This window comes from Atopobium sp. ICM42b (genome assembly GCA_000564995.1).
GTDB lineage: Bacteria > Actinomycetota > Coriobacteriia > Coriobacteriales > Atopobiaceae > Lancefieldella.
This window is the reverse complement of the sequence record JDFH01000014.1, coordinates 70,734-94,470: the sequence shown is the minus strand read 5'-3', so window position 1 is coordinate 94,470 and position 23,737 is coordinate 70,734. Positions and strand designations below refer to the sequence as shown.

The following is a 23,737-nucleotide window of genomic DNA, read 5'->3' as shown; positions in this document are numbered from 1 at the left end:
TCTCGCCAGGCGAACTTAGAAATCAACCACGCCGTCAGAGTTTTCCCACTCCTCAACAAAATCGCTGTAGGTACCTGCAAGAATTGCTTCTCGTGCCTGACGCATCAGCTCAAGCAAGAAGTAAATATTGTGCATAGAAAGCAGCTGACCGCCCAGCATCTCGTGCTGTTTAACCAGGTGATTGATATATGCGCGAGAATATCCGCCCGTACAGACAGGACAGGTGCACTTGGCATCAATAGGGCCTGCATCTGCAAAGTACTTTGCGTTCTTGAGGTTCATGCGACCCTCATGGGAAAACGCGGTACCCATACGTGCGGTGCGCGTTGGAAGCACGCAGTCAAACATATCAATGCCACAAGCAACACCGCGGATCAGCGTGGATGGATTACCAACGCCCATCAGGTAGCGAGGCTTATTGCGAGGCATGTAATCGGCGCAAAGTGGCGCCAGCGTCTCAAACATGACCTCGTGAGGCTCTCCAACGGAATAGCCACCAATGCCATAACCAGGGAAATCGCCAATCGACTCAAGGTGCTCAATGGAGCGCTTGCGCAAATCAAGATGCATGCCGCCCTGAACAATGCCAAAGAGCGCCTGATCAGGACGGGTATGAGCCTTAAAGCACCTTTCGGCCCATGCGCTTGAAAGCTCAACTCCGCGCTCAACTTTTCTGCGCCCGGCAGGATAGCCTACGCACTGATCAAGCTGCATAACAATGTCTGCACCAAGGTTCTGCGCAATCTGCATATTAGTTTCTGGCGTCCAGTACGACCATGCGCCATCGTAATCTACTGCACGGAATTTAACGCCCTCGTCAGAGAGCTTCATGAACTCCTCGTGACTAAAGACCTGGAATCCGCCTGAATCCGTCAGAATTGGTCCATGCCACTGCATAAAGTCATGCAAGCCACCCATCTGTGCAACCAGCTCATCTCCTGGGCGCTGAGACAGATGGTACGTATTTGCCAGAATAATTTTGGCGCCAAGGTCACGAACGGTATCGGTCATCAAACCTTTAACGGTTGCCTTAGTACCAACCGGCATAAAAATAGGCGTTGGAATATCACCATGAGGAGTATGGAAGATGCCGGCGCGTGCGTGCGTCTTAGGATCTTCGGCGAGAAGTTCGTAGGTAAACCAAGAATCTTCTTTTTTCTCTGCCCAATTTTCTGTGTGTACGCAGGAAATGTTGGTGGTAAAACCCTGTGCTTTTTTGGAGCCGTCTGGCATGTAACCTCGATTACAACGTGCGGAGAGCGTCAACCAAAGCTGTCTTGCCCTCTGTTTTCTGGTCCTTCATTTTTATCACACGTGCAGGACATCCCGCTACCACAGCGTTTGCTGGAACGTCCTCAACTACCACAGCACCTGCTGCGACAACAGCGCCCTCTCCAACGCGAATGCCCTCGATAACCACGGCATTTGCGCCAATAAGGACGTTATCCTCAACAATAACTGGCGTAGCAGATGCAGGCTCAACAACACCAGCAAGAACAGTGCCGGCACCAATGTGGCAGTTCTTACCAACGGTTGCACGTCCACCCAGAACAGCGCCCATGTCAATCATGGTGCCCTCACCAATAACAGCACCAATATTAATAACAGCACCCATCATAATGACGGCATTGTTACCAATCTCAACGCGCTCACGAATCAGTGCACCTGGCTCAATACGTGCGTTTACGTCCTTCATATTCAGCAGAGGAACACCTGAGTTACGACGGTCATTCTCGATATCAAAATACTCAAATGCGTCTGCATTCTGCTCAACAACACTCTTGAGCTCGGACCAATCGCCAAAGACTACCTTTGAGTTGCCCTCACCATACACGCGAGAAGAGCCATACGACACAGAAGCGCCCTCACGCTCTTTGACGTAGAGCTTAACGGGAGTTTTCTTCTCTGAAGTAGCAATGTAATTAATAATTTCCTGGGCGTCCATGCACGTCCTTTCTCAATCAAACAGATGCTGACCTATATAAGCCAGCACATGCGGTTATCCAAAAATCAACTCTTCAAAGGTATAGAAACCTGGAGCTTTTGTAAGCAATTTTTCAGCGCACGCAACGGCACCGTTCACAAAAATCTGACGAGACGTTGCACGATGAGTCAGACATACTTCCTCATCCTGTCCAAAGAAATGCACCTCATGAGTGCCAGCCACCGTGCCGCCTCTGAGTGCAAACACGCCAATCTCATCTTTGGTGCGAGCTCCACAGAAACCCTCGCGACCAGAAACAACCGGGCGAGTTCCCTCTGGATCAATAGCAGCAAGCAGCAGCTTTGCTGTACCAGATGGAGCGTCAACCTTCTGGTTGTGGTGCGTCTCCACAATCTCGGTATCCCAGCCATCAAGCGCCTCAGCAGCCATAGCTACCGCGCGTCTCAACACGGCAACGCCCACCGAATAGTTTGCCGCGTGAATCACCGGCACGCTCTCCCCCAGCTGCTTCAACTCTGAAAGCTGCTCTGGCGAGAAACCCGTGGTACCAGAAACAAGTGCGCACCCGCGCTCACGCACAAAGCCGACAACAGCCTCAAAAGCAGCAACGCCAGAGAAATCCACAACCACATCAGGCGTCTGTGCAACGGAGCTTAGCTGATTGATATTCTCGTGACCAAACGCACCAAGTACCTCAAAGCCGTGAGCAATCAGGGTTTGCTCAATGAGCTTTCCCATCTTGCCGGTACCAATTACTACTGCACTAGGCATCAAGAAGACCAGCCTTTCTCATAGCGTTTTCAAGCACCTCGGCGTGCTCATCAGTCATCTTCCACAAAGGTAGACGATAATTTTCTTCCATAAGTCCCATACGAGCCAGAGCGGCCTTAACAGGAATTGGATTAACCTCGCAGAAGAGGGCGTGAACCAGGTCAAGATACTGAAGCTGAAGCTCACGGGCAAGAGAGACCTCTCCGCGGTGCCACGCAGTAACCAGGTCATGAACCATCTTTGGATCAAGGTTAGACCAAACAGAAATAACACCAGAAGCGCCAAGAGAAAGCAGCGGCACAATCATGTCGTCATTTCCAGACCACATAGTAAAATCATCGCTCAGATAACGAGCAACCTTTGTTGCGTATGAAATATCTCCAGAAGCCTCTTTAATGCCCCATGCATTTGGATGTGCCGCAAGCCTCTGAACATTGCGCTCAGAAATTGAGCAGCCCGTTCTACCAGGAATGTTATACAAAATACAAGGAACATCAACGCGGTCGAGTACATACGAGAAGTGCTGGTAGATGCCCTCTTCGTTACTCTTGTTGTAGTAAGGAGTAATCAGAAGCAGACCATCAACACCCGCCTTCTCTAGAGCCTCTGCTTTGCGCAAAGACTCAGCAGAAGAGTTGGAGCCAGCACCGCCAATAACAGGAACTTTGCCCTGAGCTCTGGCAAGGATTGCCTTAACTACCTCGATGTCCTCCTCATCTGTCATGGTTGAGGACTCGCCAGTGGTACCAAGAGCGAGAATGCCGTCAATTCCCTGCTCAATCTGGAAGTCTACAAAGCGCTCAAGTGCCTCGAAGTCAACATTTCCCTGAGCATCAAATGGGGTTACTAAAGCGGTGATTGCACCAGTCAAATTTTTCATGTCCATAGTTTTTCTCGCCCTCTAATGTGTGGTGTTTGTAGTTGTTTGTTGTGCAAGATCAGAAAAATCGGAGCCATCAAATGCAAGCGTTGCAAAGTAATCGGCTTCTGTCTCAGCGCGGCGAATAAGCTGCACGGATCCGTCTTCTAGAAGCAGCAGCTCAGCGGAGCGCAGACGGCCATTGTAGTTATAGCCCATCGAGAAACCATGAGCGCCCGTATCGTGGATGAACAAAAGGTCACCCACGGACACCTCTGGGAGCTGGCGGTTCTTTGCAAACTGATCGTTATTCTCGCAAAGTCCGCCTACAACGTTGTACGTATGTGTTGCGGGAACATCCTCTTTACCCATAACGGTGATGTGGTGGTAGGCGTCATAGATTGCGGGTCGCATAAGGTTTGCCGCGCAAGCGTCTACACCAAGGTAGTGACGATACGTCTCTTTCTGGTGCAAGACGCGAGTAACAAGTGCGCCAGCAGGACCCAAAAGCCAGCGTCCAAGCTCGGTGTAAATGGCAACGTCTCCCATACCAGCAGGAACTAAGACCTCTTCAAAGGCACGCTTTACACCCTGACCAATGGCCAAGACGTCAGGCTCAACCTGATCTGGCTCATACGCCACACCAATGCCACCAGAAAGATCGATAAATCCAATATGAGTATCAAGCTCTCTGTGCAGCTTAACGGCAAGCTCAAAAAGGACGCGCGCAAGGTTTGGATAGTAATCTTCCTCTTGAGCGTTACTAGCTAGGAAGGCATGGAGGCCAAACTCAGTCACGCCTTTGGTTTTAAGATACGCGAACGTCTGGAATAGCTGCTCTTCTGTCATTCCAAACTTAGCATCATCGGGATTTCCAATAATGCCGTTTTGCGACTCAAACACACCACCAGGATTAAGGCGTGCGCACATGACCTGCGGCATGTTGCTTCCCACCGCTTCTTCAAGCGTTGCAAGCATGTCGCCGCCAGCGTCTAAGTTAATAATAGCTCCCAGCTCATGAGCACGAGCAAAGTCAAGCACCGTAGTGTCATTTGACGAGAGCATAATGTTTTGGCCGGTAACTCCACAGGCTTTTGCTAGGGTGAGCTCTGTGGCATTTGCACAGTCACAGCCACAACCAAGCTCTGCAAGCAACTTCACAATGTATGGATTTGGCGTAGCCTTCACCGCAAAGTACTCTTTAAATCCAGCGTTCCAGCTAAAAGCCTCTTGTAAAAGCTTTGCTCGGCGAACAATCTCTTCCTTGTTATACAGGTGAAATGGCGTTGGATACGTCTTAGTGATTGCCTCTAGGGCATCTACAGAAACAAACGGTTTCTTACTCAAAGCTCCCCCTCAAATTGGGGGCGCAATACACCGTCAAAGTAGCACCCCCGAAATCTCGGACAGTCTTGCATGTATTTCATACAAGCCCACCTGACAACCACGCCTGATTGCCAAGTTCGGCGAACCTCGCCTCCTTCTGGGGTCACTGCCTGCCGACTAACCCAGAACCCATCGTGCTCGCTCCTCTATTGACAGTAAAACCCTACCACAGAAAGCTCTGTATTTGGGCTAGTTTTGTTCTTCTCGCAAAGTATTAACAAAAGTCTTAAGGCGAGAAAGGCCTTCTGTCAGATTCTTGTCAGAAGCAGCATAACTGATACGTACATAGCCCTCGGCGCCGAAGAAAACACCAGGTACCAGTGCTATACCAAACTCCTTGATTGCTCGCTCACAAAACGGCTCAGAATCAAGGGCAAATTCCTTGATTGATGGGAATGCGTAGAAGGCACCTTCTGGCTCTTCAACAGGAAGTTTCATATCTTGAAGCGCAGAAAGTACAATCTGCCTGCGCTTTTGATAGTTTGTGCGCATAGGCGTGACATCATAAGAAAGTGCATAGAGAGCAGCTGGCTGCAAAAATGAAGGAACAGAAGACACCAGCTGGGCGTGAACCTTTCCAATATCTGTCGCAAGCTCGTCAGAAGTGGCAACCCAGCCAAGTCTCCAGCCCGTCATTGCCCATGGTTTGGAGAAACTATTTGTCACAATGCAGCGATCAGACAAATCTGGGTAGAGCTCAACAAAACGTGGGACGTCCTCAACATAGGCAAGCTCTCTATAAACGTCATCACACATCACATAAAAGCCGTGTTCACGCGCAAGATTAGCTACCGCATCAAGCGACTCTTTTGTATAAACACATCCCGTAGGATTGTTGGGAGACGTCAGCACAATAAGCTTTGTCTTCTCTGAAATCTTTGATTTAAGCTGCTCAGCATCAATCTGGAAATGATTGGTGCTGGTATCAAGCGGCACGACTACACCACGATTAAGCTGGCAGAGTGTTTTGTATACCAGATACGCTGGTTCAGGAATGATAACTTCATCGCCTGGATTCATAAGGGTCAGCATAGTTGCAGAAATGGCTTCCGCAGCTCCCACGGTAACTACAATGCCGTCTGGGCCTACCTTCATACCACGAGCAGACTCCCAGGCAGCAATGGCCTCCCTAAGTTCAAGAGTACCAACGTTGGGTGGATAATGCGTGTTTCCAGCTGCAAGTTCTCTGTCTACTAAGTTGCAAATAGGAGCTGGAGTGTCTTCTCCCGGCTCTCCAATAGTTAAAGAAATACATCCTGGTGTTGCAGCAGCAAGTGCCGAGAAACGCCTGATACCAGAGGGTTTGAAAAGCTCTAGTGTTGTATTTCTTGATAGCGACATACAAACTCCTCAAAGTAATTTCAATCCATAATAGTTATCATTTAAATCATACGACACTTGATTGATACGAGGTTCGCATGAAAAGAGTTTTGTCTCTTGGCCTTAAGTTTATTATTGGCCTTCTAAAAAGGGTTCTTGCACCACTTTTCAAATTTGTAGGTGGGCTTTTTGTTCTAGCTTTACTGGTTCTTGGTGGATATGCCCTCTACCTGCAGCTTAATTACTATCGCATTCCTGACAATACTCCCGTATCCAATCAAGGTGCTTCTCCTGAGGCTACAACTGTACAGGTAGGCCAAACCTACACAGCTTCGACCTACAACATTGGCTTTGGTGCTTACACCCCTGATTACACCTTTTTTATGGATGAAGGCATCATGCAGGATGGCACACGCACCGTGGGAACTCACGGCCGTGCTGTCAGCAGAAACTCCGTTCTTTACACCACAAACGGTGCCCTGAACACCGTTTCTTCTCTGAATGGTGGTACAGCCCCTGACTTTATTCTTTTCCAAGAGATTGATACTTCATCTGACAGAAGCTGGCATGTGAATCAAGTTTCTGAAGCAGAGAGCCGCTTTGGATCCTACGCATCATATTTTGCGCAGAACTTCCACACCGCGTTTCTCGCCTATCCACTTACGGAGTTCCACGGAACCTCTAACTCTGGAATTCTGACGCTTTCAAACGTACTTGCTTCAAGCGCAACTCGTCGTACCTACCCCATTGACGAGTCGTTCCCAACAAAATTCTTTGACCTAGACCGTTGCTTTATGATTACACGCTATCCTACCAGCGATGGTCATGAGCTGGTACTTATTAACAGCCACATGTCTGCCTACGACAAAGGTGGCACCAGTCGCGCGCAGCAGCTTGCACTTCTAACCAAAATAATGTCTGAGGAGCGCGCTAAGGGCAATTACGTTATTGCGGGTGGCGACTGGAATCATGCCATTTTGGGCTCGCTTACACTCTACCCTTCTGTTCAGCAGGTACCAGACTGGGTAGCAGAACTCAAAGATTCTGATTTGCCAGAAGGCTTTAGCGTTGTAGCTCCAGACAACCTTACCAACGTTCCTACCTGCCGTGGAGATGACATCCCATACGAGAAGGACAAGACGTACACCACCACAGTTGATGGCTGGATTGTCTCGGATAACGTTGTTGCAACCGCCAGAAACATTGACACGCAATTTGCTTACTCAGACCACAACCCGGTTCTTCTGTCTTTTACCTTAAAGAGTAAAGAATAATTTCTGTTTTGTTGTAACCACAACAAAAGCCATATGGAACTCCTGTCACACTTTGGGTATAAAGTAAGCCAAAGTGGACTTTCTAAACCCATCCGAGAGGAGCCCGTATGGCACAGGTTCTTGATTTAAGCAAATCCGTTTATGAGATTTGCACTAAGTATCCCGTTATTAAAGGCCTCATGGCAGAAAATGGCTTTGCCGAGATTACCGAGCCAGGCCGTCTTCAGACCATGGGACGCTTTATGACCATCCCTAAAGGTTGCGACCACAAAGGCGTAGACCTTGAGGAGCTCAAAGCAATCTTCCGCTCTCACGGCTTTACCATTCTTGGTGATAAGGAGCCTACAGCAGCAGAAACCCCAGCTGACGAGAAACCCGCAGAGGCAGAGGCAGAGGACGCACCTATTGCTCAGACCCCCGAGGAGCGCAAAGCTCTTATCGCCCAGTACCTTGAGCGCCTCAACGACGGTGAGGACGTCGAGGCTGTTCGCGAGGACTTTACCCGTAACTTCAAGGACGTCTCTGGCTCAGAGATCTCTAACGCTGAGCAGGAGCTTATTGCTGGCGGCGTTCCTATGGAGAAGGTCCTCAAGCTCTGTGACGTTCATGCCGCTCTCTTTGAAGGCAAGGTTTCTTGCGCACCAACAGGCGCTGTTGAAGAGACTCCTGGCCATCCTGTTTGGACCATGCGCCAAGAGAACGACCGCATTCTTGCCTTTATCCACGACCGCGTTGCTCCAGATGTGAAGCGTGCTCGTACGCTTACCGAGTCTTCCAGCAACGAAGAGTGCGCTGGTGTTGCAGCAATTCTAAAGGCTGATATGGACGCCTTTGACGAGGTCTTTGTTCACTACAAGCGCAAGGAAGAGCTGCTCTTCCCTCATCTTGAGCGCCACGATATCACTGGTCCTTCAAAGGTTATGTGGGGTAAGGACGACGAGGTAAGAAACGCTGTTAACGGCGCAGAGGCCCTGCTCGAGACTGCATACGGCCAGTATGATGCAGGCCTTATGGCTGCCGTTGCTGACTACCTGGATGAGGCTATTGAGGGTGCTGAGTCCATGGCATCCAAGGAAGAAAACGTCCTCATTCCACTTTCCCTTGAGCACCTAACCGCTACCCAGTGGACCCAGATTGCTGCTGAAGAGAACGAGTTTGGCCACGCATTTGGCGTCAATCCTCCTTCATGGCACGCAGATCCTCTTGAGCTTGCAAACGACAAGCTTAAAGAGATGGAAGCCGCAGCCGCTATGGACGAGAATAACGCTGAAGCAGAAGAGGAAGCAATTTCTGCTGACGGTAAGGTCAAGCTCTCTACCGGTGAGTTCACCATTCCGCAGCTTGAGGCTGTCTTTGCAACCATTCCGCTTGACATTACCTTTGTTGATGCAGATGACAAGACACGTTACTTCAGCCACGGCGACACCCGTGCTTTCCCTCGTCCTAAGAGCTGCCTTGGCCGCGACGTATATGACTGCCATCCACCAAAGAGCCAGGAAGCTGTTCGTCGCATCCTCACCGAGTTCAGGAGCGGTCGTAGCGACTCCTCCGAGTTCTGGTTTGAGGTCAGAGATAAGTTCCTCTACGTCCGTTACTTTGCTGTTCGCGATGAAGAGGGTAACTACCTGGGCGCTCTTGAGACCACTCAGGACATCGGACCAATCCGTGCTCTTGAGGGCGAGAACCGCAGAGGTTCTGACAGCTAAGATCTTGAGCGCGTAAAACCCTGAGTTGCCTCTTAAAAATTTTGTACGACTTGGTAGGCGATGTGTCCTTTTTAAGGCACATCGCCTACACTATTTCTGGCCAAAAGAGAGGAGCCTCAGTGCTACATCGTTTACTCGGCACTAAATATGCATACGCCATCGTTGCAACTTGTATTGTCATCATGTTTTTGCCGTGCGCCATTATCCTTACGTGCTTTGGCATCTTTATCACACCAGTTTCACAATATTTTGGCGTTCCCCGCGTTGCCTTCTCTGCGGTCTTCTCGGTACTCTGCATTGCTATGACGGTAGTTCTACCATTCATAGGCAAGTTCTATAAAACACACGACACGCGCCTCGTGCTTTCTGCAAGCGTTATCATTTGTGCAATCTCATATGGAGCTATGTCAGCAGCTCAAGAAATGTGGCATTTTTATCTCTGTGCAGTGGGACTTGGCATTGGCGTACCAGCTCTCATGTTTTTGTGCGTCCCCGCCCTCATTAATGATTGGTTTGACCAGCGCGTTGGTACTTTTATGGGTCTCTGCTTTGCATTTACCGGTATTGGCGGCACTGTCTTTAACCCCATCGGATCTGCCATTATTTCGTCTGGTCCTGAAGGTTGGCGCGCTTGCTATCTGATTTTTGCGCTGGTTATGCTTGTAGGAACACTCCCCTTCACCCTTTTTGTGGTGCGCGAGAAACCCCAAGACCTTGGCCTTACCCCTCTTACCTTCTCCTCTACTGACGAGAAAAACATTGAGGTTGCAGAGACTTCTTCAACCGACATCTCTGCTGATGACGCAATGAAATATCCAGAGTTTTATATGGTTGCTGCGTTTTACGCGCTCATTACCTTTAACCAGCAAATCTCTCAGTACTTCCCAAGCTATGCAGCAACCTTTGCAGAAACTGCTCCTGCCATTGCTGCTGCCACAGGCCTTCTTGCTGGAACAACTATGCTGGGTCAAGCTATTGGAAAAGTGCTTCTAGGTGCTTTAAGCGATATCTCCGTGAAGCTTGCTTGCTTTGTAGGAATTTTCTCGGGTATTGTTGGCTTACTTATGTTGGGGATTAAGCTTCCAGTATTACCGCTTTTACTTGCGGGAACCTTCCTTTTTGGAATTGCCTATGCCCTTACAACGGTCGGCTCGCCACTTTTGGTACGTGCGGTCTTTGGTAAAAAAGATTCCACTCTTATTTACTCAAGAATTGCAGGTGTCAGCAGCTTTGTCTCTGCCTGTGCGCTCATTATTTGGAGCCTAATTGTAGACGGCTCAGCCCACGGTTTCTTAGTGCTCTTTGGCATTGGCATTGTACTGATGAGCAGCTGTCTTGCCCTAGCGCTCACCGCACTTAAGCGCGCTGACAAACGAGTATAAGGTTATCTGGCTCTCTTGGGTCTGCTTCTGGATCCAGAGGTACAATTTCTACCTGATCAAACACTGTGTGAGCAGCATCTAGGAGCACTTCAAGCTGATGCGCTCCCTCTCCTATCTGTGCAGAAACTACATTTGTGAGATATCTTCCGCCAGGAGTAAGGCAGTGTGCCACCAGACTCATCCACTCACTGGTCATCATAGCTGTAGGTGGAACTTCTCCGCTAAAGCAGTCGTTTAAGATAGCGTCATAGCGCCTATTATCAGAGGTAGCTAGGCTCTTTATATACTCAACGCCATCAGCTGCCTGTACCTGAAGCCTACCATTGCTCTCTCTAATAGCCTCATCCACAAAGAAATAGCTATGAGCTAGAGCTGCAATTTTAGGGTCAATCTCCAGTGCATCACAAGAAACCTCTGGATGATGAGCCACTAAATAACGAGGATACGAACAGCCGCCGGCACCCAGCATCAAAACTGAATGCACGGGACACGCAGCTTCAAACAGCAAGTCGTACAGCTCAAGATAAGGAAATACCAGCTGGTTCTTTCTTGAATCTGTGTACGTTGCACTTTCATAGGCGCCGCCCTGCCACAACACACGTATTTCTCCACCCTCACCATCTGAAATAGGAAATACCAACGCAGGGCCATTCAGTGCCTGAGGTTCAACATAAATACCTGCACAAGTTAGGAGCTCCATATCATGAGCAGTAAGCTGTTTTTCTGACATGGAGCTCCTTCAAGTAATGTGTTGTATGCGACGTACGTAAGTATAGCTAGTACACGGGGTTTCTCGCCAGGTACTACCTCAACTCAAACGAATCGGCATCGGTGATGCAGACGCAGGTGTCATAGAACGCCTTGAGCGCCTGGTACCCTAAAAGCGTGTCTTTGGTGCCCGCGGTCTCGTACACGGAGTGCATAGCAAGCTGTGGCAGGCCCACGTCAACGGCGTGCATACTGGCCTGAATGTTGGAGAGGTTGCCCAGCGTTGATCCACCTGGCATGTCACTTCTGTTAGCAAAGACCTGGTAAGGAACGTTTTGCTGCTTCCAAATTGCCTCGACAATGGCGCGACTAAACGCATCGGTGCAGTACGACTGACGTGCTGCTTCTTTGATAACCATGCCGCCGTTGAGATACGGCTTGTTGACCGCATCGTGCTTCTCGGGATAATTGGGGTGCACCGCATGAGCATTGTCGCAGCTTACCAGCAAAGACGCCGAGAGCGCACGGTAGTAATCTTCTTGCGTAAAGCCAAGCGTGGCGTTAACGCGCTGCAGCGTGTCTTTAAGGAACGTAGACTTTGCGCCCTGCTTGGTATTTGAACCAACTTCTTCATTATCAAAGCAGGTATACACAGAAATGTCCTGCTCATTTGAAGACGCAAGGAAAGCCTTAAGTGCTACAAAGGCGCACTGAAGGTCATCCAGGTGACCAGCGGAAACAAACTCCTTCTTAGCACCCCAAATACGGCCGCCCGTGTGATCAACTAAGAACAAATCGCGAGAAAGAATGTCCTCTTGAGACACGCCTGCTGCATCAGCTACCAGGGCGTTAAAGGCGCCGGGATTAAGCTCTCCAGCACTAAAGAGTGGCATCAGATCTTTAGCGCGATTGAACTCTGGCGAGAGACCATTTTTGTGCTCAAGATGAATAGCCAAGCTTGGAATCATAACAACGTCGTCTTCGATGTTGACCAGCCTGGACTCTACCTTGTTTCCTACCTTGACCAGCACACGACCGGCAATACCCAAAGGACGGTCAAACCACGTGTGATCAAGCATGCCGCCGTATGCCTCGGTGTTCAGACGTAGCGAGTTGCCCTCACCGGTAAGCTCTGGCTGAGCTTTTACCTTGTAGGTTGGAGAATCGCCATGGGCAACAGCAAGCTGGAAATGATAAGGAGCATCAGCGTTTGAGGTTTGGGACTCACGGTACTTCTCGCCAACTTTCCAGGCAACAATTGAAGAATTGTTGCGCGTGGTAAAGTAAAAGCCGCCTGGCTGAACATCCCAAGAAGATCCTTCGGATAGATAGGTAAAACCGCTCTCTAGCAGGTACTCTTTGATGGTTTGTGTGGTATGAAACATAGAAGGGCTCTGCTTAATAAAAGCAAGGAGCTCCTCAGAAAGAGCAAGTGACTCATTCAAATCAGACATGCGTAAAACCTTTCATAGAACTGTGTTGCACTCAACAGCCTAGCACGCATTTTTAGTGAGGCGCGCACTTTCTAGAAAATGACGCAAAGAATACGCGCTTCAGGGTAGATACTTATATGTCGAACTAATTCTCACCCACCAAAGCGAGAGTGTATGGATATCAATCAAGCTATTGAGCACGCAAATGCGTTTGTCATACCTGGCCTTCTTGTTGATGATCAGTCCATCATCGGCGAGGTCAACAAAAACTGTGATGCCATTAAAACGCTGCTTGATGCCTGGAAGGAAGCGCCACTTGGCCAAGAGCCGGTAGAGTTTTCTGTCATTCAACAACTTGCAGATAGAACGCGCTCGCTCTGCGATACCTACGGCGTGGAGAGACTCAGAAACCATCGAGGCGTTGGACTTTCTCGCGGTCTTTCAAACGACGATCTTGCGGCTGCCGTTGCAAAGATGCAGCGTCGTCGTCCTAAGGCTGTCTTTAAAACCGCAGGTCCTCTTCTTAACGACTTGCAAATTGCCTATGTCGAGAAGAGCGTTTCTGGCACGGTTTTGGGCATTGATATTGAGACCACCTCGCGCTTCCCTGAGCTGGGCTACATTGTTAACGTGGGCTTTGAGTTCTGGAATCTTGGTCGCAACACCGTTGCCGTAGAGCCTCACACTGCCTACTTTGGAATCCCAGAGATGTACAAAGAAAAAGGTGTCCCTCTTGCCGATATTCACCAGATTACCTGGAAAGATGTTGAGGGCAAAAAATCATTTAGAGACGATAAAAAAGCCCAAGAGGCCCTACTGGCAACTATGAAAAAGATTCCTTTTATGGCTCACAATGCTGCTTTTGAGGATTCTTGGTTCATGTTCAACATTGATGGTTACGCAGAGGCTAGAAAAGCGGGCAAGATTATTGTCATTGACTCCCGCGACATCTGCCGTCGTTTGGACCCAGAAATTAGGTCTCTTCCCCGTGAGTCTTCCCCTGCCGCACTTGAGAACTGGGCACGTCGTAGGCACACGCTCGCAGCGGACGAGAAGGAACGTCACTTGGGACTTGAAGACGTAGACCTTATGATTCGTACCGTTCAAGCAGAATTTGCAGACCACAATATGTTTGAAGACTAGGCAACGTTGTCGGTTACCTGTGTTCAAGCGTTATACTAAAGAATGCGTAAACTAGATTTTCTCGCTAGAAAATAACTGCCAAGGAGGAGTTTTGTCAGAGAAGCAGGTTAGAGTACGTTTTGCGCCATCCCCAACAGGTAAGTTGCACATCGGAGGTGCACGTACTGCTATCTATAACTGGGCTTTTGCTCGCGCAAATGGTGGCAAGTTTATTCTTCGTATTGATGACACAGATCCTACGCGCTCAACTGAGGAGAACACTCAGATTATTCTGCGCGCCATGAAGTGGCTTGGTCTTGATTGGGACGAGGGTCCAGATAAGGGCGGCGATTGCGGTCCTTATAGCCAGACCGAGCGTCTTGATTTGTATCGTGAGGCAGCAAACAAACTGCTGGCAGAGGGCAAGGCATACCCTTGCTTCTGCACGCCAGAGAAGCTTGCTGAAGACAAGAAGGCCGCAGAGGAGCGTCACGACCCCTTCCAGGGCTATCAGCGTACCTGCAGAAACATTGATCCTGCAGAGGCACAGCACCGCATTGATGCTGGCGAGCCTTATACCATCCGTATCAAGGTTCCTCTGGACCGCGGCGACGTTATTGTCCACGACGCTGTTCACGGTGACGTAACCTTTAACGCTCGCGAGCTTGATGACTTTATCATCTTCCGTTCTGATGGCACCCCAACCTATAACTTTGCCACCGTTGTTGATGACGCTGGCATGGGCATTACCCACATCATTCGTGGCGATGACCACCTGTCTAACACTCCTCGTCAGATTATGGTGTACGAGGCTCTGGGCGCACCTGTTCCAACCTTCGCACACATCTCCATGATTTTGGGCCCTGACGGCAAGAAGCTCTCCAAGCGTCATGGAGCAACCTCTGTTGAGGAGTATCGTGACCAGGGCTATCTTGCAGATGCCTTTGTCAACTACCTGGCTCTTCTCGGCTGGTCACTTGATGGCGAGACAACCATTGTTCCTCGTGACGTTTTGGCATCTCAGTTCTCTCTGGACCACGTTTCCAAGAACCCTGCTAAGTCCGACCCAGAGCGTCTGAACTGGATTAATGCAACCTACCTTGCCAATATGGACAGCCAGACCTTTGCAAAGACTGTTCTGATTCCAGAGCTTGTGGGCGCAGGTCTTGAGCCCGTTCAAGGCAACGCAACTGATGCAGATGAGATTTACGCAACTCGTCCAGGCTGGTATGACCTGCTCTCCGAGATTCTTCGTCCTCGTACCACAGTAAGCCCAGACGTCATTGAGAAGTCCCGCTTCCTGTATGAAGGCGCAAACGTCACCCTTGATCAAAAGAGCGTTGAGAAGGGTCTTACCAAAGACGCTGCTCAGAGTGCTACCGTCCTTGCGGCTGCAAAGACTGCTCTTGAGGGCGTTTCTGAGGACGAGTGGAAGGCTGCAGCAATTGACGCTGCCCTTGAGGTGCTTCCAGAGCAGCTTGACCTTAAGAAACGCATTGTCTTCCAGTCCATTCGTGTTGCTGAGTGCGGCAACATGGTCTCCCCTCCTCTTGGAGAGTCTATGGAGCTTCTTGGTCGTGAGGTTTGCCTTGCTCGCCTTGACCGCGCTCTGGAGCTTTGCAAATAACGCGTTGAATGCGCGCCTGCCGCGTATTCTTCCAAGCGTAAGTGGGTATCAAAAGTAAAACCACACAAGAGCTGTAAAACAGATGGTTTTGCAGCTCTTTTATCGTTATCGTTTGTTTAGTTTTGGAGTAGCTATGATTTCTATGTCTGCGTTTGAGGTCCTAGGCCCCATTATGGTGGGTCCTTCTTCCTCGCACACAGCAGGAGCCCTGCGCATTGCTCTGGTTGCACGCTCGCTTGCACCAAAGCAGCTGGAGCGCGTTGAGTTTTGGCTCTACAACTCCTTCTCTCATACCCACCTTGGTCACGGCACTGATTATGCTCTGATTGCAGGAATCTTAGGCCTTGCTCCAGACGATACGCGCGTCCGTGAAGCGCTCATGTTGGCAGAAGAAGCCCATCTTAACTACAGCGTTATTGAAAAGGGCGACGACGAGACTCTGCACCCAAACACCGTAGAAATTCACCTCTATGGCGCAGATAACGTTCACGTTTCTGTTATGGGCGAGTCTGTTGGTGGCGGCCGTATTCGCATCTCTGGCGTCAATGGCGTACGCATTCGCATGTCTGGCGATATGCCCACTATTTTTGTTTCACATCGCGATAAACCCGGTGTTCTTGCAGCTCTCACTACTATTTTGGCCACGCAAAACATCAATGTTGCAACTATGCGCACCTTCCGCTCAGAGCGTGGCGGCTTTGCCCACACTGTCTTTGAGATTGACGAGCCTATTGAGCAGAAAGTCCTCGACCTCTTCCAGCTGGCACCTCACGTTTCGTATGCCGCTCAGGTTTCCATTCCAGGAGCAGCTCCACAGGTCACAAACGACGTGCTTTCAGGAGCCTTTGACAACGGCGCAGATCTTCTCGCCAGGTGCTCCAAGACGGGAGCTTCTATTGGCCAGATTATGCGCCAGCGCGAGAAGGACCTGCGACCAGATGCGGACGTAGATGCTGAGATGGCTCACGTTCTTGAGATTATGCGCAATGAGGTTCACGACACTATCAAGACGCCTCGTCAGTCCATTGGTGGTCTGCTCAACGGCCAGGCCAAGACCGTAGCACAAACCCCGGCTGCAATCTCAAGTGCGCTTATGGGCACCACGCAAACACGAGCCGTTGCCTATGCTATGGCCGTGCTTGAGCGCTCGGCAACCATGGGTGTCATTGTTGCCGCTCCTACTGCAGGAGCTTCTGGCGTTGTACCAGGATCGCTTATCTCGGTAGCAGAAGAGATTGGTGCCACCGACGAGCAAGTTATTTCTGCGCTTTGGAATGCAAGTGCTATTGGAGCCATTCTAACCACCAACGCAAGTGTTTCTGGCGCTGAGGGCGGCTGTCAGGCAGAGGTTGGATCAGCTGCTGCCATGAGCGCATCTGCACTGACCGAGCTCTTGGGTGGCACTCCTCAACAGTGCTTGGACGCTGCTTCTATTGCCATCTCTAACCTTCTAGGACTAGTCTGTGACCCTGTCAGAGGACTGGTTGAGTATCCTTGCCAAGATAGAAACGCTATTGGCGTAGCTGCTGCCGTAAGCTCTTCTCAGCTTGCTCTTGCGGGCGTTGGTAACCCAATTCCGTTTGATGAGGTTGCACACGCTATGGCAGAAGTTGGCGCTGCGCTTCCTGTTTCTCTCAGAGAAACAGCTAAAGGTGGTCTTGCCGCAACTCCAAGCGCTCCTACCGCATGCGCAAGTTGCACCGGCTGTGCCCCTCTTGACCAGGCGCTTATTGATGCAGAACGCATGCTCAGCTCAAATACTAGAGACGTTCCTTGCGCTTAGAGATGCGTTTTGTATAATATTTTTTGCTGCAAACAGAATTTCTTGAAATTATTGCTTGCATCTCTGACGAGTCTCCTTTATAGTTATTTCTCGCGCTGATGCGCACGGATGACATCTTGGGATATCGTCTAGTGGTAGGACAGCGGATTCTGGTTCCGTCAACGGGAGTTCGACTCTCTCTATCCCAGCCATGTCCTCCCAGTCATACATGGCCCGTTCGTCTAGCGGTTCAGGACGCCGCCCTCTCAAGGCGGAGATCACCAGTTCGAATCTGGTACGGGCTACCAAATGTTCAAGGACTTCTTCGGAAGTCCTTTTTGTTTATCTCAACACCACTTTTGCTTCTATCGTAAAATAGACCAGTCTGTTTGAAATAACTGTCACGCCCAGTCGTGTGACCCAGAAGTATAAGAATTTTTACTAACACCTTGATTGGATCAGGATGTGGCTTGAGTTCTTCCAAAGTGTAGTTGTCATTATTGCCCTGCTTTACGTACCGGGCGTCATTTTGTTGCATGCTTCCGGCATGCCAAAGCCCTGGGCACTTGTTAGTGCTCCTTTGGTAAGCTGCGCACTCTATTTTATTGAGGGAGAAATCTTTAGCGCACTGAACATCCCCATCCCCTTGGCTGTCATGGTTCTTGTCCCGCTGCTTATCGCAGTTCTAGTCAATGGCTACGTTTATTATGTTGCACCCAAACACAAAGAGGATTTCAGGAGCGAGAAACTCCTCAAATCCGAAGCAATACGCACTGGCAAGCAATCAACTAGCCCTGTACCAGCATTTATCTGCGAAGAACTCCCTTTCTGGATGCCTCTTCTGTACGTTGTAATTGGTCTTCTTACCGTAGGGTTTCTCTTCTTACCAACCCTGCCCTCTGCCAGCTCCTTTGTTCAGGGCTGGGACATTGTGCATCACTTAGATGTCACGCAGGCAATGATTGAGTCTCAAAAGTACTCATCAATTCACTATGACTTCTACAGCACCGTAGAAGCTTCAATTACACCTTGGGAACCGGGCTCTTCAGGATTTTATCCTTCAGGCTGGAACATCATTGTTGCACTAACAACGCAGCTTGTTTCTACAACCGTTCCTATTGCAGGTAATGCACTCAACTTTGTCAGTGCAGCAATTATCTTTCCGCTCTCAATCTGCTCGGTTATTGCAAAAGTTCTTCCTAAACATCGCATTGCGCTTATCAGTGGAGCTTTTGTTTGCCTAGCATTTTTTGTTTTCCCTTGGTCGCTTCTCATCTATGGACCAATCTTTCCTAACACCGTAGCTTTCTGTGTAATGCCTTCTATTTGGTGGATTTTTATGCAGATGACTCGCTCAAAAACACCAAAACACGACCTTATCTGGCTTATTGTTATATTTGTTCTTGGCTTGATTACCCTCTTTATCTTGCATCCTTCCACGATTTTCTCGTCAATTGTTGTGCTTTTGCCTTGGAGTTTTGCGCGCATTGGAGAATCAAAACGCAGAGTTGTTCTCTTTGGAAAACAAATCAAGCCTGTCACGCTGGCATACGTATTCTTTATCTTTGCGCTGGTTATTTGGTCTGTTTTCTACTACGTTTTGATTGTGCGAGGCGTGGCTCTCAATTTCTGGTGGAGCGCCTACTCTAGCCTGCAAGATGCTATTCTGCACGCCTTTGGCATGGACTTTATTGGACAGTCGTACGCAGGTGGAGAGCTTGTTTCTCCACAACCGATACTTTCAATCTGCGTGCTTGTAGGTGCTGTATGGACGTTTAAGCACAAGCAGGCTCGATGGATGGTATCTGCCTTTATGTACCTGTCTATACTCTGCATTTTTATTATTACGTTTGACGTTCCACTCAAGGGATATCTCTCGGGATTTTGGTATACCGATCCATTCCGCATTGCAGCAAGCTGCGTCATTATGGCAATTCCGCTAGCAGCGCTTGGCCTGGCCACCCTTGCCGGGGCTGCTCTGGAAACGTTTGCCTCTTGGCGAGAAAAAGCTACTCAGCACCAAATTCAGACTCAGACCAAAGCTCAGACCTGCGTCTTTTGTACTGTTTGGGCTAAACCTCTGATTGCTGGCGCAGTTATTGCGTGTGTGGTTGTGCTCAACTATGTGGTTCCTATGCCAAACCTTAAATCGGAAGAGCCAATTCCTGCCGTTACTGCCTTTAAACAGGCTTCCGAGAAGGCCTATGGTGATCACTACATTTTGACATCGGAAGAATTGGAGTTTTTACGTCGCGTGGAGCTTACCGTTCCTGCAGGTGCTGTTATTGCAAACCTACCTCAAGATGGCAGTCTCTGGGCGTATGGCACTAACGACTTACATGTGCTCTGGCGTTTTCCTAACGGCTATGACGCTTCAGAACGTCCTGCGAGTGCAATTCTTCGTAAACGCCTTAATCGCATTGCCAGCGACCCTGAAGTGCTTCAGACGGTACGCGACCTTAACGTACAATACGTCCTTATTCTGAACAACGTTGTTGATTACTCCAACGCTGTTACCAGTACCTACAAACCTGGAACCTTCAGAGGTATCACGCAAATAACAGACACCACCCCAGGTTTTGAGGTGGTGCTGGAAGAAGGTTCTATGAGGTTGTACAAGATTACCTTGTAAGAACGTTATGCCTGAAGTGCAGAAACTGCGTCCTTAAGCTCCTGAACACGATCAGTTGCTTCCCATGTGAAGTCTGGGTCTTTGCGGCCAAAGTGTCCGTATGCTGCTGTCTTAGAGAAGATAGGACGGCGCAGCTTAAGGTCTCTAATAATGGCACCAGGACGAAGATCAAAGACCTTCTCGATAGCCTGCTCAATAACAGCATCGTCAACGATGCCAGTGCCAAAGGTATCAACCATGATAGACAGTGGATGAGAAACACCAATAGCATAGGCAAGCTGAACTTCGCATTTCTTGGCAAGACCAGCTGCTACCACGTTCTTTGCAACCCAACGAGCTGCATATGCTGCTGAACGGTCAACCTTAGTGCAGTCCTTTCCGGAGAAAGCACCACCACCATGACGACCCATACCGCCGTAGGTGTCCACAATAATCTTTCTACCGGTAAGCCCTGTGTCTCCCATAGGTCCACCAACAACAAAACGGCCAGTTGGATTAACGTAAATGTCTGCGTTATCCCAAGCAATGTTGACCTCACCCATAACAGGTGCAATAACGTGGTCGATCATGTCCTGCTTGATGACGGACATGTCTTCAATCTCTGGAGCATGCTGCGTGGAAACAACAATAGCGGTGACCTCAACGGGTTTCTCGTCCTCATAACGAACGGTAACCTGAGTTTTGCCATCTGGACGCAAGTACTCAACCTCGCCAGACTTACGCACCTCTGAAAGGCGCTGAGCCAGACGCTGAGCCAGGTAAGCGGGCATTGGCATAAGGACATCGGTCTCATCAGAAGCAAAGCCAAACATCATGCCCTGATCGCCTGCGCCGATAAGATCAAGTGGATCGGTAGTACGTCCTGCCTGCGTATCAAAAGACTGATCAACGCCCTGAGCAATATCGGGGCTTTGTTCGTGAATGAGGCTCAAAACGCCGCAGGTCTCGCAGTCAAAACCATACTTAGCGCGGTCGTAGCCAATATTTCTGAGGGTATTACGAACAATCTCCTGGACATCAACGTAGGATTGAGTGCGAATCTCTCCAGCTACCACAATAGTTCCTGTAGTAGCAAAGGTCTCACATGCACAACGAACGTTATCCAAGCAAGCTGGAACACCACTTGGAGAAACGTATCCACGCTCTTCAAGCTCCGCCTCTTTTGCCAGGATTGCATCAAGAATTGCGTCAGAAATCTGATCACAAACCTTGTCTGGGTGTCCCTCAGTAACACTTTCTGAGGTAAACAAATAGTTTTTGTGTGCCATGAACTGTCCTTTCACGCATGGCTTCTCTGCGTATGCAGAATATTTGCGTTCTTCTACGCGCAACCACTCTTACTATACCCACCAAAGACACTTTTGAGCAGGATCAGTCAAGAAAATTGTAAAAAGAGCACCACAAGGGCGCTCTTTAAATTGCATAGTTAAACTGGCATTATGCAAAAACTCGTATGATTACTCGTCTATTCCAATACCAGCAAGTGTCATATCTAGCAGATTCTGTGCAAGTTCGTCAGAGCCCTCTGCACCGTGGCGCTCTCCCATCAGACCAATGGCCGAGAGAACCAATGCACCCGTAATAGAACAGGCAGCAAGTCTTGAATCAACACCCTGACGAATAAAGCCTTGCAATTTTCCCATCTCAAGCTGATTAGCAAGGAGAACAACCACGCGAGAAAGCGGTCCCTCAATGTTGGTAATAAGTGCCTGCTCAGAGCTTGCAAGCTTGTTAATTAAAGCCAAAACCAAAGGTGAGTCAGGCAGAATATGAGCAGCAAGTTGAGCGATGATTGCATGAAGCGTCTCTTTTGAGGCGGGCTTATTACCAATGGTATGCGCAATATCTTTTGCAAGCTCATCAACACTCTCGTCAAAGATTGCCTGCAAAAGGGCCTCTCTATCGGAAAAGTAGTAATACAGCGCACCTTTTGAAAGACGAGCTCTATCAGAAATCTCACTCATTTTGAAATTGGTATTTCCACGAGCAAGCATGAGCTTGGTTGTCTCGTGCATAATACGCTTGCGTGTAGCTGCGCTTTTCTTAGTACGAGCTTCGGCACGAATATGAGAAATAGGAGGCGCTGGAGTCTCGGGTTCTTCTGTAGGCTGCTGTTCATAAGCATTGTGATGTATGACTTCTAACGTAATATAATCGCGCTTCTCGCCCATGAACTCCCCCATACGACACTATCCGTCATATAAAATGACGCCTCTCTGATAATTTTTTATGCCTACTATACCGTTTTACCGAACCTATAAAAATACAAAGGCCTTACTTTTTTATTGATTAAATCTGGCACTCTTTATTATTTTTACCAATTACCCTGAGCAAGAATGGCGAGAAGATCTTCTTTCCTATTCTCCACTTGACCTGCTAAATAAAGCTCAAAGAGCTTACGTTGGCACACACCGACAGCAGGTCCTGGCTGAAGAGAAAGCACTTCCATAATTTCTGCGCCCGAAACGCACAACTCTTGTGGACGCTGAGCAATTCCCCGTTTTGCCTCATGTAAGAGAAGGGTCCTCATAGCCTCAAGCGTTACCGCATAGCTACGATAAGGATTTGCCTTTGCCAGAGCATCTGCCTGCTTTAACGTCAAGAGGTCATACGCAAGAGCAATGCCGTCCGATTTACTCGCCTCGGCTAACAGGGCAACCATATGCCTAAGCGACGCCGTTGTAACATCCACGTCATAGTCATGCAATGCTACAAGAGCACAAACTTCATTACTCAAATGCTGCGATAAAGCCAAGCGTTTAAGCAAGGCTTTTGCTACGATTGCACCTTTTTCTGGATGACCATAAAAATGGCCTCTACCGTCTGCGTCAACGCTAAACATTTCTGGCTTTGAAATATCATGTAGAAGCGCCGCCCACCTAAGCGCAGGTGTTGCAGTACCTGCAGTAAAGGCTTCTGTTGCAGAGCAGACTCGAGCTGTATGCTCCAGCACGTCATAAGCATGATACGGACTTCTTTGATCAAAGTTTTGAAGTGGTAAGAGCTCTGGAATTGCTACCGCTAAAACAGGAAATCCCAGCTTGATAGCATGGGCAATATGACCAGCCTCAACAATTTGAGCCACTTCCGAGCCAATGCGCTCAGATGCAACCTGAGAGAGTAGCGGCGCACACTCAGTAAGTGCCTGATGTGTCTTCTCCTCAATTGAAAACGAGAGCCTGCATGCAAACCGCAAGGCACGCAGCATGCGAAGAGCGTCCTCTGTAAAGCGAACCTTAGGCTCCCCAACAGCGCAAATTACACTTGCAGATAAATCTTCTTGACCGCCATAAAGATCAAGCAATCCCCTCTTTGGGTGATATGCCATTGCATTAATAGTGAAGTCTCTACGAGCAAGATCTTCCTCTATACGAGAGACAAACTGCACAGAATCAGGACGACGACCATCAAGATATTCTCCGTCACAGCGATACGTTGTGACCTCAATAGGGTGCTTTTCGACAACAGCAGTAACGGTTCCATATGCAATACCTGTTTCATGCACAGGAATGTCTGCAGCCTCAAAAGCCGCTTTGCTCTGCTGCCACGTTGCCGATGTTGTGATGTCAATATCATGGGCAAATGAGCCGCGTAGGGCGTCTCGCACCCAGCCACCCACAATCCACGCCTCAAATCCGGCATCTTCAAGAACTTCTAATGCACGCAAGGCATACGTGGGAACTTGTAAATTCACGGGGCGAGAAAGGCATGGTGAAGAGCTGTTTTTCTGTATGCTCATAGCCATTCCTTCCGCAGTTGCTGATGGGAAAAGTATACATCCTTCACACGTCATTCACATCCTTCCTGCGG

At 49.1% G+C, this 23,737-nt stretch carries 18 protein-coding genes, 2 tRNA genes and 1 riboswitch; of the genes, 9 read left to right on the top strand and 11 right to left on the bottom strand.

What is annotated here, in order from left to right:
* Positions 1-15 precede the first annotated feature (15 nt).
* From tgt to HMPREF1493_RS04265, 6 genes are all read right to left on the bottom strand, one after another.
* On the bottom strand, positions 16-1,233 hold the full coding sequence (gene tgt, locus HMPREF1493_RS04290; protein WP_035428081.1) for a tRNA guanosine(34) transglycosylase Tgt: 1,218 nt from the start codon (positions 1,231-1,233) through the stop codon (positions 16-18).
* 10 nt (positions 1,234-1,243) lie between these two features.
* Positions 1,244-1,945 (bottom strand): 2,3,4,5-tetrahydropyridine-2,6-dicarboxylate N-acetyltransferase, encoded by a 702-nt coding sequence (gene dapD, locus HMPREF1493_RS04285; protein ID WP_035428080.1) that lies wholly within the window; start codon positions 1,943-1,945, stop codon positions 1,244-1,246.
* Positions 1,946-1,999: 54 nt separating this feature from the next.
* Positions 2,000-2,716, bottom strand: coding sequence for a 4-hydroxy-tetrahydrodipicolinate reductase (dapB, locus tag HMPREF1493_RS04280; protein ID WP_035428078.1), 717 nt, complete (start codon positions 2,714-2,716; stop codon positions 2,000-2,002).
* Positions 2,709-3,602 carry a 4-hydroxy-tetrahydrodipicolinate synthase gene (dapA, locus tag HMPREF1493_RS04275; protein ID WP_035428077.1) on the bottom strand — a complete coding sequence of 298 codons (894 nt, stop codon included), beginning with the start codon at positions 3,600-3,602 and terminating at the stop codon, positions 2,709-2,711. Before dapA ends, dapB begins: the two co-directional genes overlap by 8 nt.
* 15 nt (positions 3,603-3,617) lie before the next feature.
* Positions 3,618-4,922 carry a diaminopimelate decarboxylase family protein gene (locus HMPREF1493_RS04270; RefSeq protein WP_035428076.1) on the bottom strand — a complete coding sequence of 435 codons (1,305 nt, stop codon included), beginning with the start codon at positions 4,920-4,922 and terminating at the stop codon, positions 3,618-3,620.
* A gap of 31 nt (positions 4,923-4,953) precedes the next feature.
* A riboswitch (Lysine riboswitch) is annotated at positions 4,954-5,118 on the bottom strand.
* A 32-nt stretch (positions 5,119-5,150) separates the two neighbouring features.
* Positions 5,151-6,302, bottom strand: coding sequence for a pyridoxal phosphate-dependent aminotransferase (locus HMPREF1493_RS04265; RefSeq protein WP_035428075.1), 1,152 nt, complete (start codon positions 6,300-6,302; stop codon positions 5,151-5,153).
* A 77-nt stretch (positions 6,303-6,379) separates the two neighbouring features.
* Here HMPREF1493_RS04265 and HMPREF1493_RS04260 point away from each other — a divergent pair, with 77 nt between their 5' ends.
* The 3 genes from HMPREF1493_RS04260 to HMPREF1493_RS04250 all read left to right on the top strand — a co-directional run bounded on the left by HMPREF1493_RS04260 (position 6,380) and on the right by HMPREF1493_RS04250 (position 10,643).
* Positions 6,380-7,555, top strand: a complete 1,176-nt coding sequence (locus tag HMPREF1493_RS04260) for an endonuclease/exonuclease/phosphatase family protein (RefSeq protein WP_156921393.1) — start codon at positions 6,380-6,382, stop codon at positions 7,553-7,555.
* A gap of 107 nt (positions 7,556-7,662) precedes the next feature.
* Positions 7,663-9,261 carry a DUF438 domain-containing protein gene (locus HMPREF1493_RS04255; RefSeq protein WP_035428073.1) on the top strand — a complete coding sequence of 533 codons (1,599 nt, stop codon included), beginning with the start codon at positions 7,663-7,665 and terminating at the stop codon, positions 9,259-9,261.
* 119 nt (positions 9,262-9,380) lie between these two features.
* Positions 9,381-10,643 (top strand): MFS transporter, encoded by a 1,263-nt coding sequence (locus HMPREF1493_RS04250; protein WP_035428072.1) that lies wholly within the window; start codon positions 9,381-9,383, stop codon positions 10,641-10,643.
* Here HMPREF1493_RS04250 and HMPREF1493_RS06870 read toward each other — a convergent pair.
* Both HMPREF1493_RS06870 and HMPREF1493_RS04240 read right to left on the bottom strand, forming a co-directional pair.
* Positions 10,618-11,373 carry a spermidine synthase gene (locus HMPREF1493_RS06870; protein WP_051485263.1) on the bottom strand — a complete coding sequence of 252 codons (756 nt, stop codon included), beginning with the start codon at positions 11,371-11,373 and terminating at the stop codon, positions 10,618-10,620. The genes HMPREF1493_RS04250 and HMPREF1493_RS06870 overlap by 26 nt on opposite strands.
* Positions 11,374-11,446: 73 nt before the next feature.
* Positions 11,447-12,805 (bottom strand): M18 family aminopeptidase, encoded by a 1,359-nt coding sequence (locus tag HMPREF1493_RS04240; protein WP_198013756.1) that lies wholly within the window; start codon positions 12,803-12,805, stop codon positions 11,447-11,449.
* 153 nt (positions 12,806-12,958) lie between these two features.
* Between HMPREF1493_RS04240 and HMPREF1493_RS04235 the strand changes: the two genes are divergently transcribed.
* The 6 genes from HMPREF1493_RS04235 (at position 12,959) to HMPREF1493_RS04210 (ending at position 19,927) form a co-directional block, all read left to right on the top strand.
* Positions 12,959-13,927, top strand: a complete 969-nt coding sequence (locus tag HMPREF1493_RS04235) for a 3'-5' exonuclease (RefSeq protein WP_035428071.1) — start codon at positions 12,959-12,961, stop codon at positions 13,925-13,927.
* Between the two features lie 91 nt (positions 13,928-14,018).
* Positions 14,019-15,533, top strand: a complete 1,515-nt coding sequence (gene gltX, locus HMPREF1493_RS04230) for a glutamate--tRNA ligase (RefSeq protein WP_035428070.1) — start codon at positions 14,019-14,021, stop codon at positions 15,531-15,533.
* Positions 15,534-15,666: 133 nt separating this feature from the next.
* Positions 15,667-17,316, top strand: coding sequence for an L-serine ammonia-lyase, iron-sulfur-dependent, subunit alpha (gene sdaAA / locus HMPREF1493_RS04225; protein ID WP_035428068.1), 1,650 nt, complete (start codon positions 15,667-15,669; stop codon positions 17,314-17,316).
* A 117-nt stretch (positions 17,317-17,433) separates the two neighbouring features.
* Positions 17,434-17,507: transfer RNA gene (locus tag HMPREF1493_RS04220), tRNA-Gln, on the top strand.
* Between the two features lie 19 nt (positions 17,508-17,526).
* Positions 17,527-17,603 (top strand) — tRNA-Glu (locus tag HMPREF1493_RS04215).
* A gap of 155 nt (positions 17,604-17,758) precedes the next feature.
* The gene (locus HMPREF1493_RS04210; protein WP_035428066.1) at positions 17,759-19,927 is read left to right on the top strand and encodes a DUF6541 family protein; all 2,169 of its coding nucleotides are present in this window, start codon (positions 17,759-17,761) and stop codon (positions 19,925-19,927) included.
* A gap of 5 nt (positions 19,928-19,932) precedes the next feature.
* Here the strand turns inward: HMPREF1493_RS04210 and metK are convergent, their stop codons facing one another.
* The 3 genes from metK to HMPREF1493_RS04195 all read right to left on the bottom strand — a co-directional run bounded on the left by metK (position 19,933) and on the right by HMPREF1493_RS04195 (position 23,666).
* Positions 19,933-21,195, bottom strand: a complete 1,263-nt coding sequence (metK, locus tag HMPREF1493_RS04205; protein WP_035428142.1) for a methionine adenosyltransferase — start codon at positions 21,193-21,195, stop codon at positions 19,933-19,935.
* A 189-nt stretch (positions 21,196-21,384) separates the two neighbouring features.
* Complete coding sequence (locus HMPREF1493_RS06865; RefSeq protein WP_232215506.1) at positions 21,385-22,110, bottom strand: TetR/AcrR family transcriptional regulator; 726 nt, start codon at positions 22,108-22,110, stop codon at positions 21,385-21,387.
* Between the two features lie 131 nt (positions 22,111-22,241).
* Positions 22,242-23,666 carry a CCA tRNA nucleotidyltransferase gene (locus HMPREF1493_RS04195; protein ID WP_232215505.1) on the bottom strand — a complete coding sequence of 475 codons (1,425 nt, stop codon included), beginning with the start codon at positions 23,664-23,666 and terminating at the stop codon, positions 22,242-22,244.
* Positions 23,667-23,737 lie beyond the last annotated feature (71 nt).

Excerpts from the sequence above, each read along its gene's own strand:
- HMPREF1493_RS04210 (WP_035428066.1), top strand. The coding sequence starts at position 17,759 with ATGTGGCTTGAGTTCTTCCAAAGTGTAGTTGTCATTATTGCCCTGCTT.
- HMPREF1493_RS04240 (WP_198013756.1), bottom strand. The coding sequence starts at position 12,805 with ATGTCTGATTTGAATGAGTCACTTGCTCTTTCTGAGGAGCTCCTTGCT.
- sdaAA (WP_035428068.1), top strand. The coding sequence starts at position 15,667 with ATGATTTCTATGTCTGCGTTTGAGGTCCTAGGCCCCATTATGGTGGGT.
- tgt (WP_035428081.1), bottom strand. The coding sequence starts at position 1,233 with ATGCCAGACGGCTCCAAAAAAGCACAGGGTTTTACCACCAACATTTCC.
- metK (WP_035428142.1), bottom strand. The coding sequence starts at position 21,195 with ATGGCACACAAAAACTATTTGTTTACCTCAGAAAGTGTTACTGAGGGA.
- HMPREF1493_RS04235 (WP_035428071.1), top strand. The coding sequence starts at position 12,959 with ATGGATATCAATCAAGCTATTGAGCACGCAAATGCGTTTGTCATACCT.
- HMPREF1493_RS04255 (WP_035428073.1), top strand. The coding sequence starts at position 7,663 with ATGGCACAGGTTCTTGATTTAAGCAAATCCGTTTATGAGATTTGCACT.
- dapA (WP_035428077.1), bottom strand. The coding sequence starts at position 3,602 with ATGGACATGAAAAATTTGACTGGTGCAATCACCGCTTTAGTAACCCCA.
- HMPREF1493_RS04195 (WP_232215505.1), bottom strand. The coding sequence starts at position 23,666 with ATGAGCATACAGAAAAACAGCTCTTCACCATGCCTTTCTCGCCCCGTG.
- HMPREF1493_RS04265 (WP_035428075.1), bottom strand. The coding sequence starts at position 6,302 with ATGTCGCTATCAAGAAATACAACACTAGAGCTTTTCAAACCCTCTGGT.
- dapB (WP_035428078.1), bottom strand. The coding sequence starts at position 2,716 with ATGCCTAGTGCAGTAGTAATTGGTACCGGCAAGATGGGAAAGCTCATT.
- HMPREF1493_RS06865 (WP_232215506.1), bottom strand. The coding sequence starts at position 22,110 with ATGGGGGAGTTCATGGGCGAGAAGCGCGATTATATTACGTTAGAAGTC.
- HMPREF1493_RS06870 (WP_051485263.1), bottom strand. The coding sequence starts at position 11,373 with ATGTCAGAAAAACAGCTTACTGCTCATGATATGGAGCTCCTAACTTGT.
- HMPREF1493_RS04260 (WP_156921393.1), top strand. The coding sequence starts at position 6,380 with ATGAAAAGAGTTTTGTCTCTTGGCCTTAAGTTTATTATTGGCCTTCTA.
- dapD (WP_035428080.1), bottom strand. The coding sequence starts at position 1,945 with ATGGACGCCCAGGAAATTATTAATTACATTGCTACTTCAGAGAAGAAA.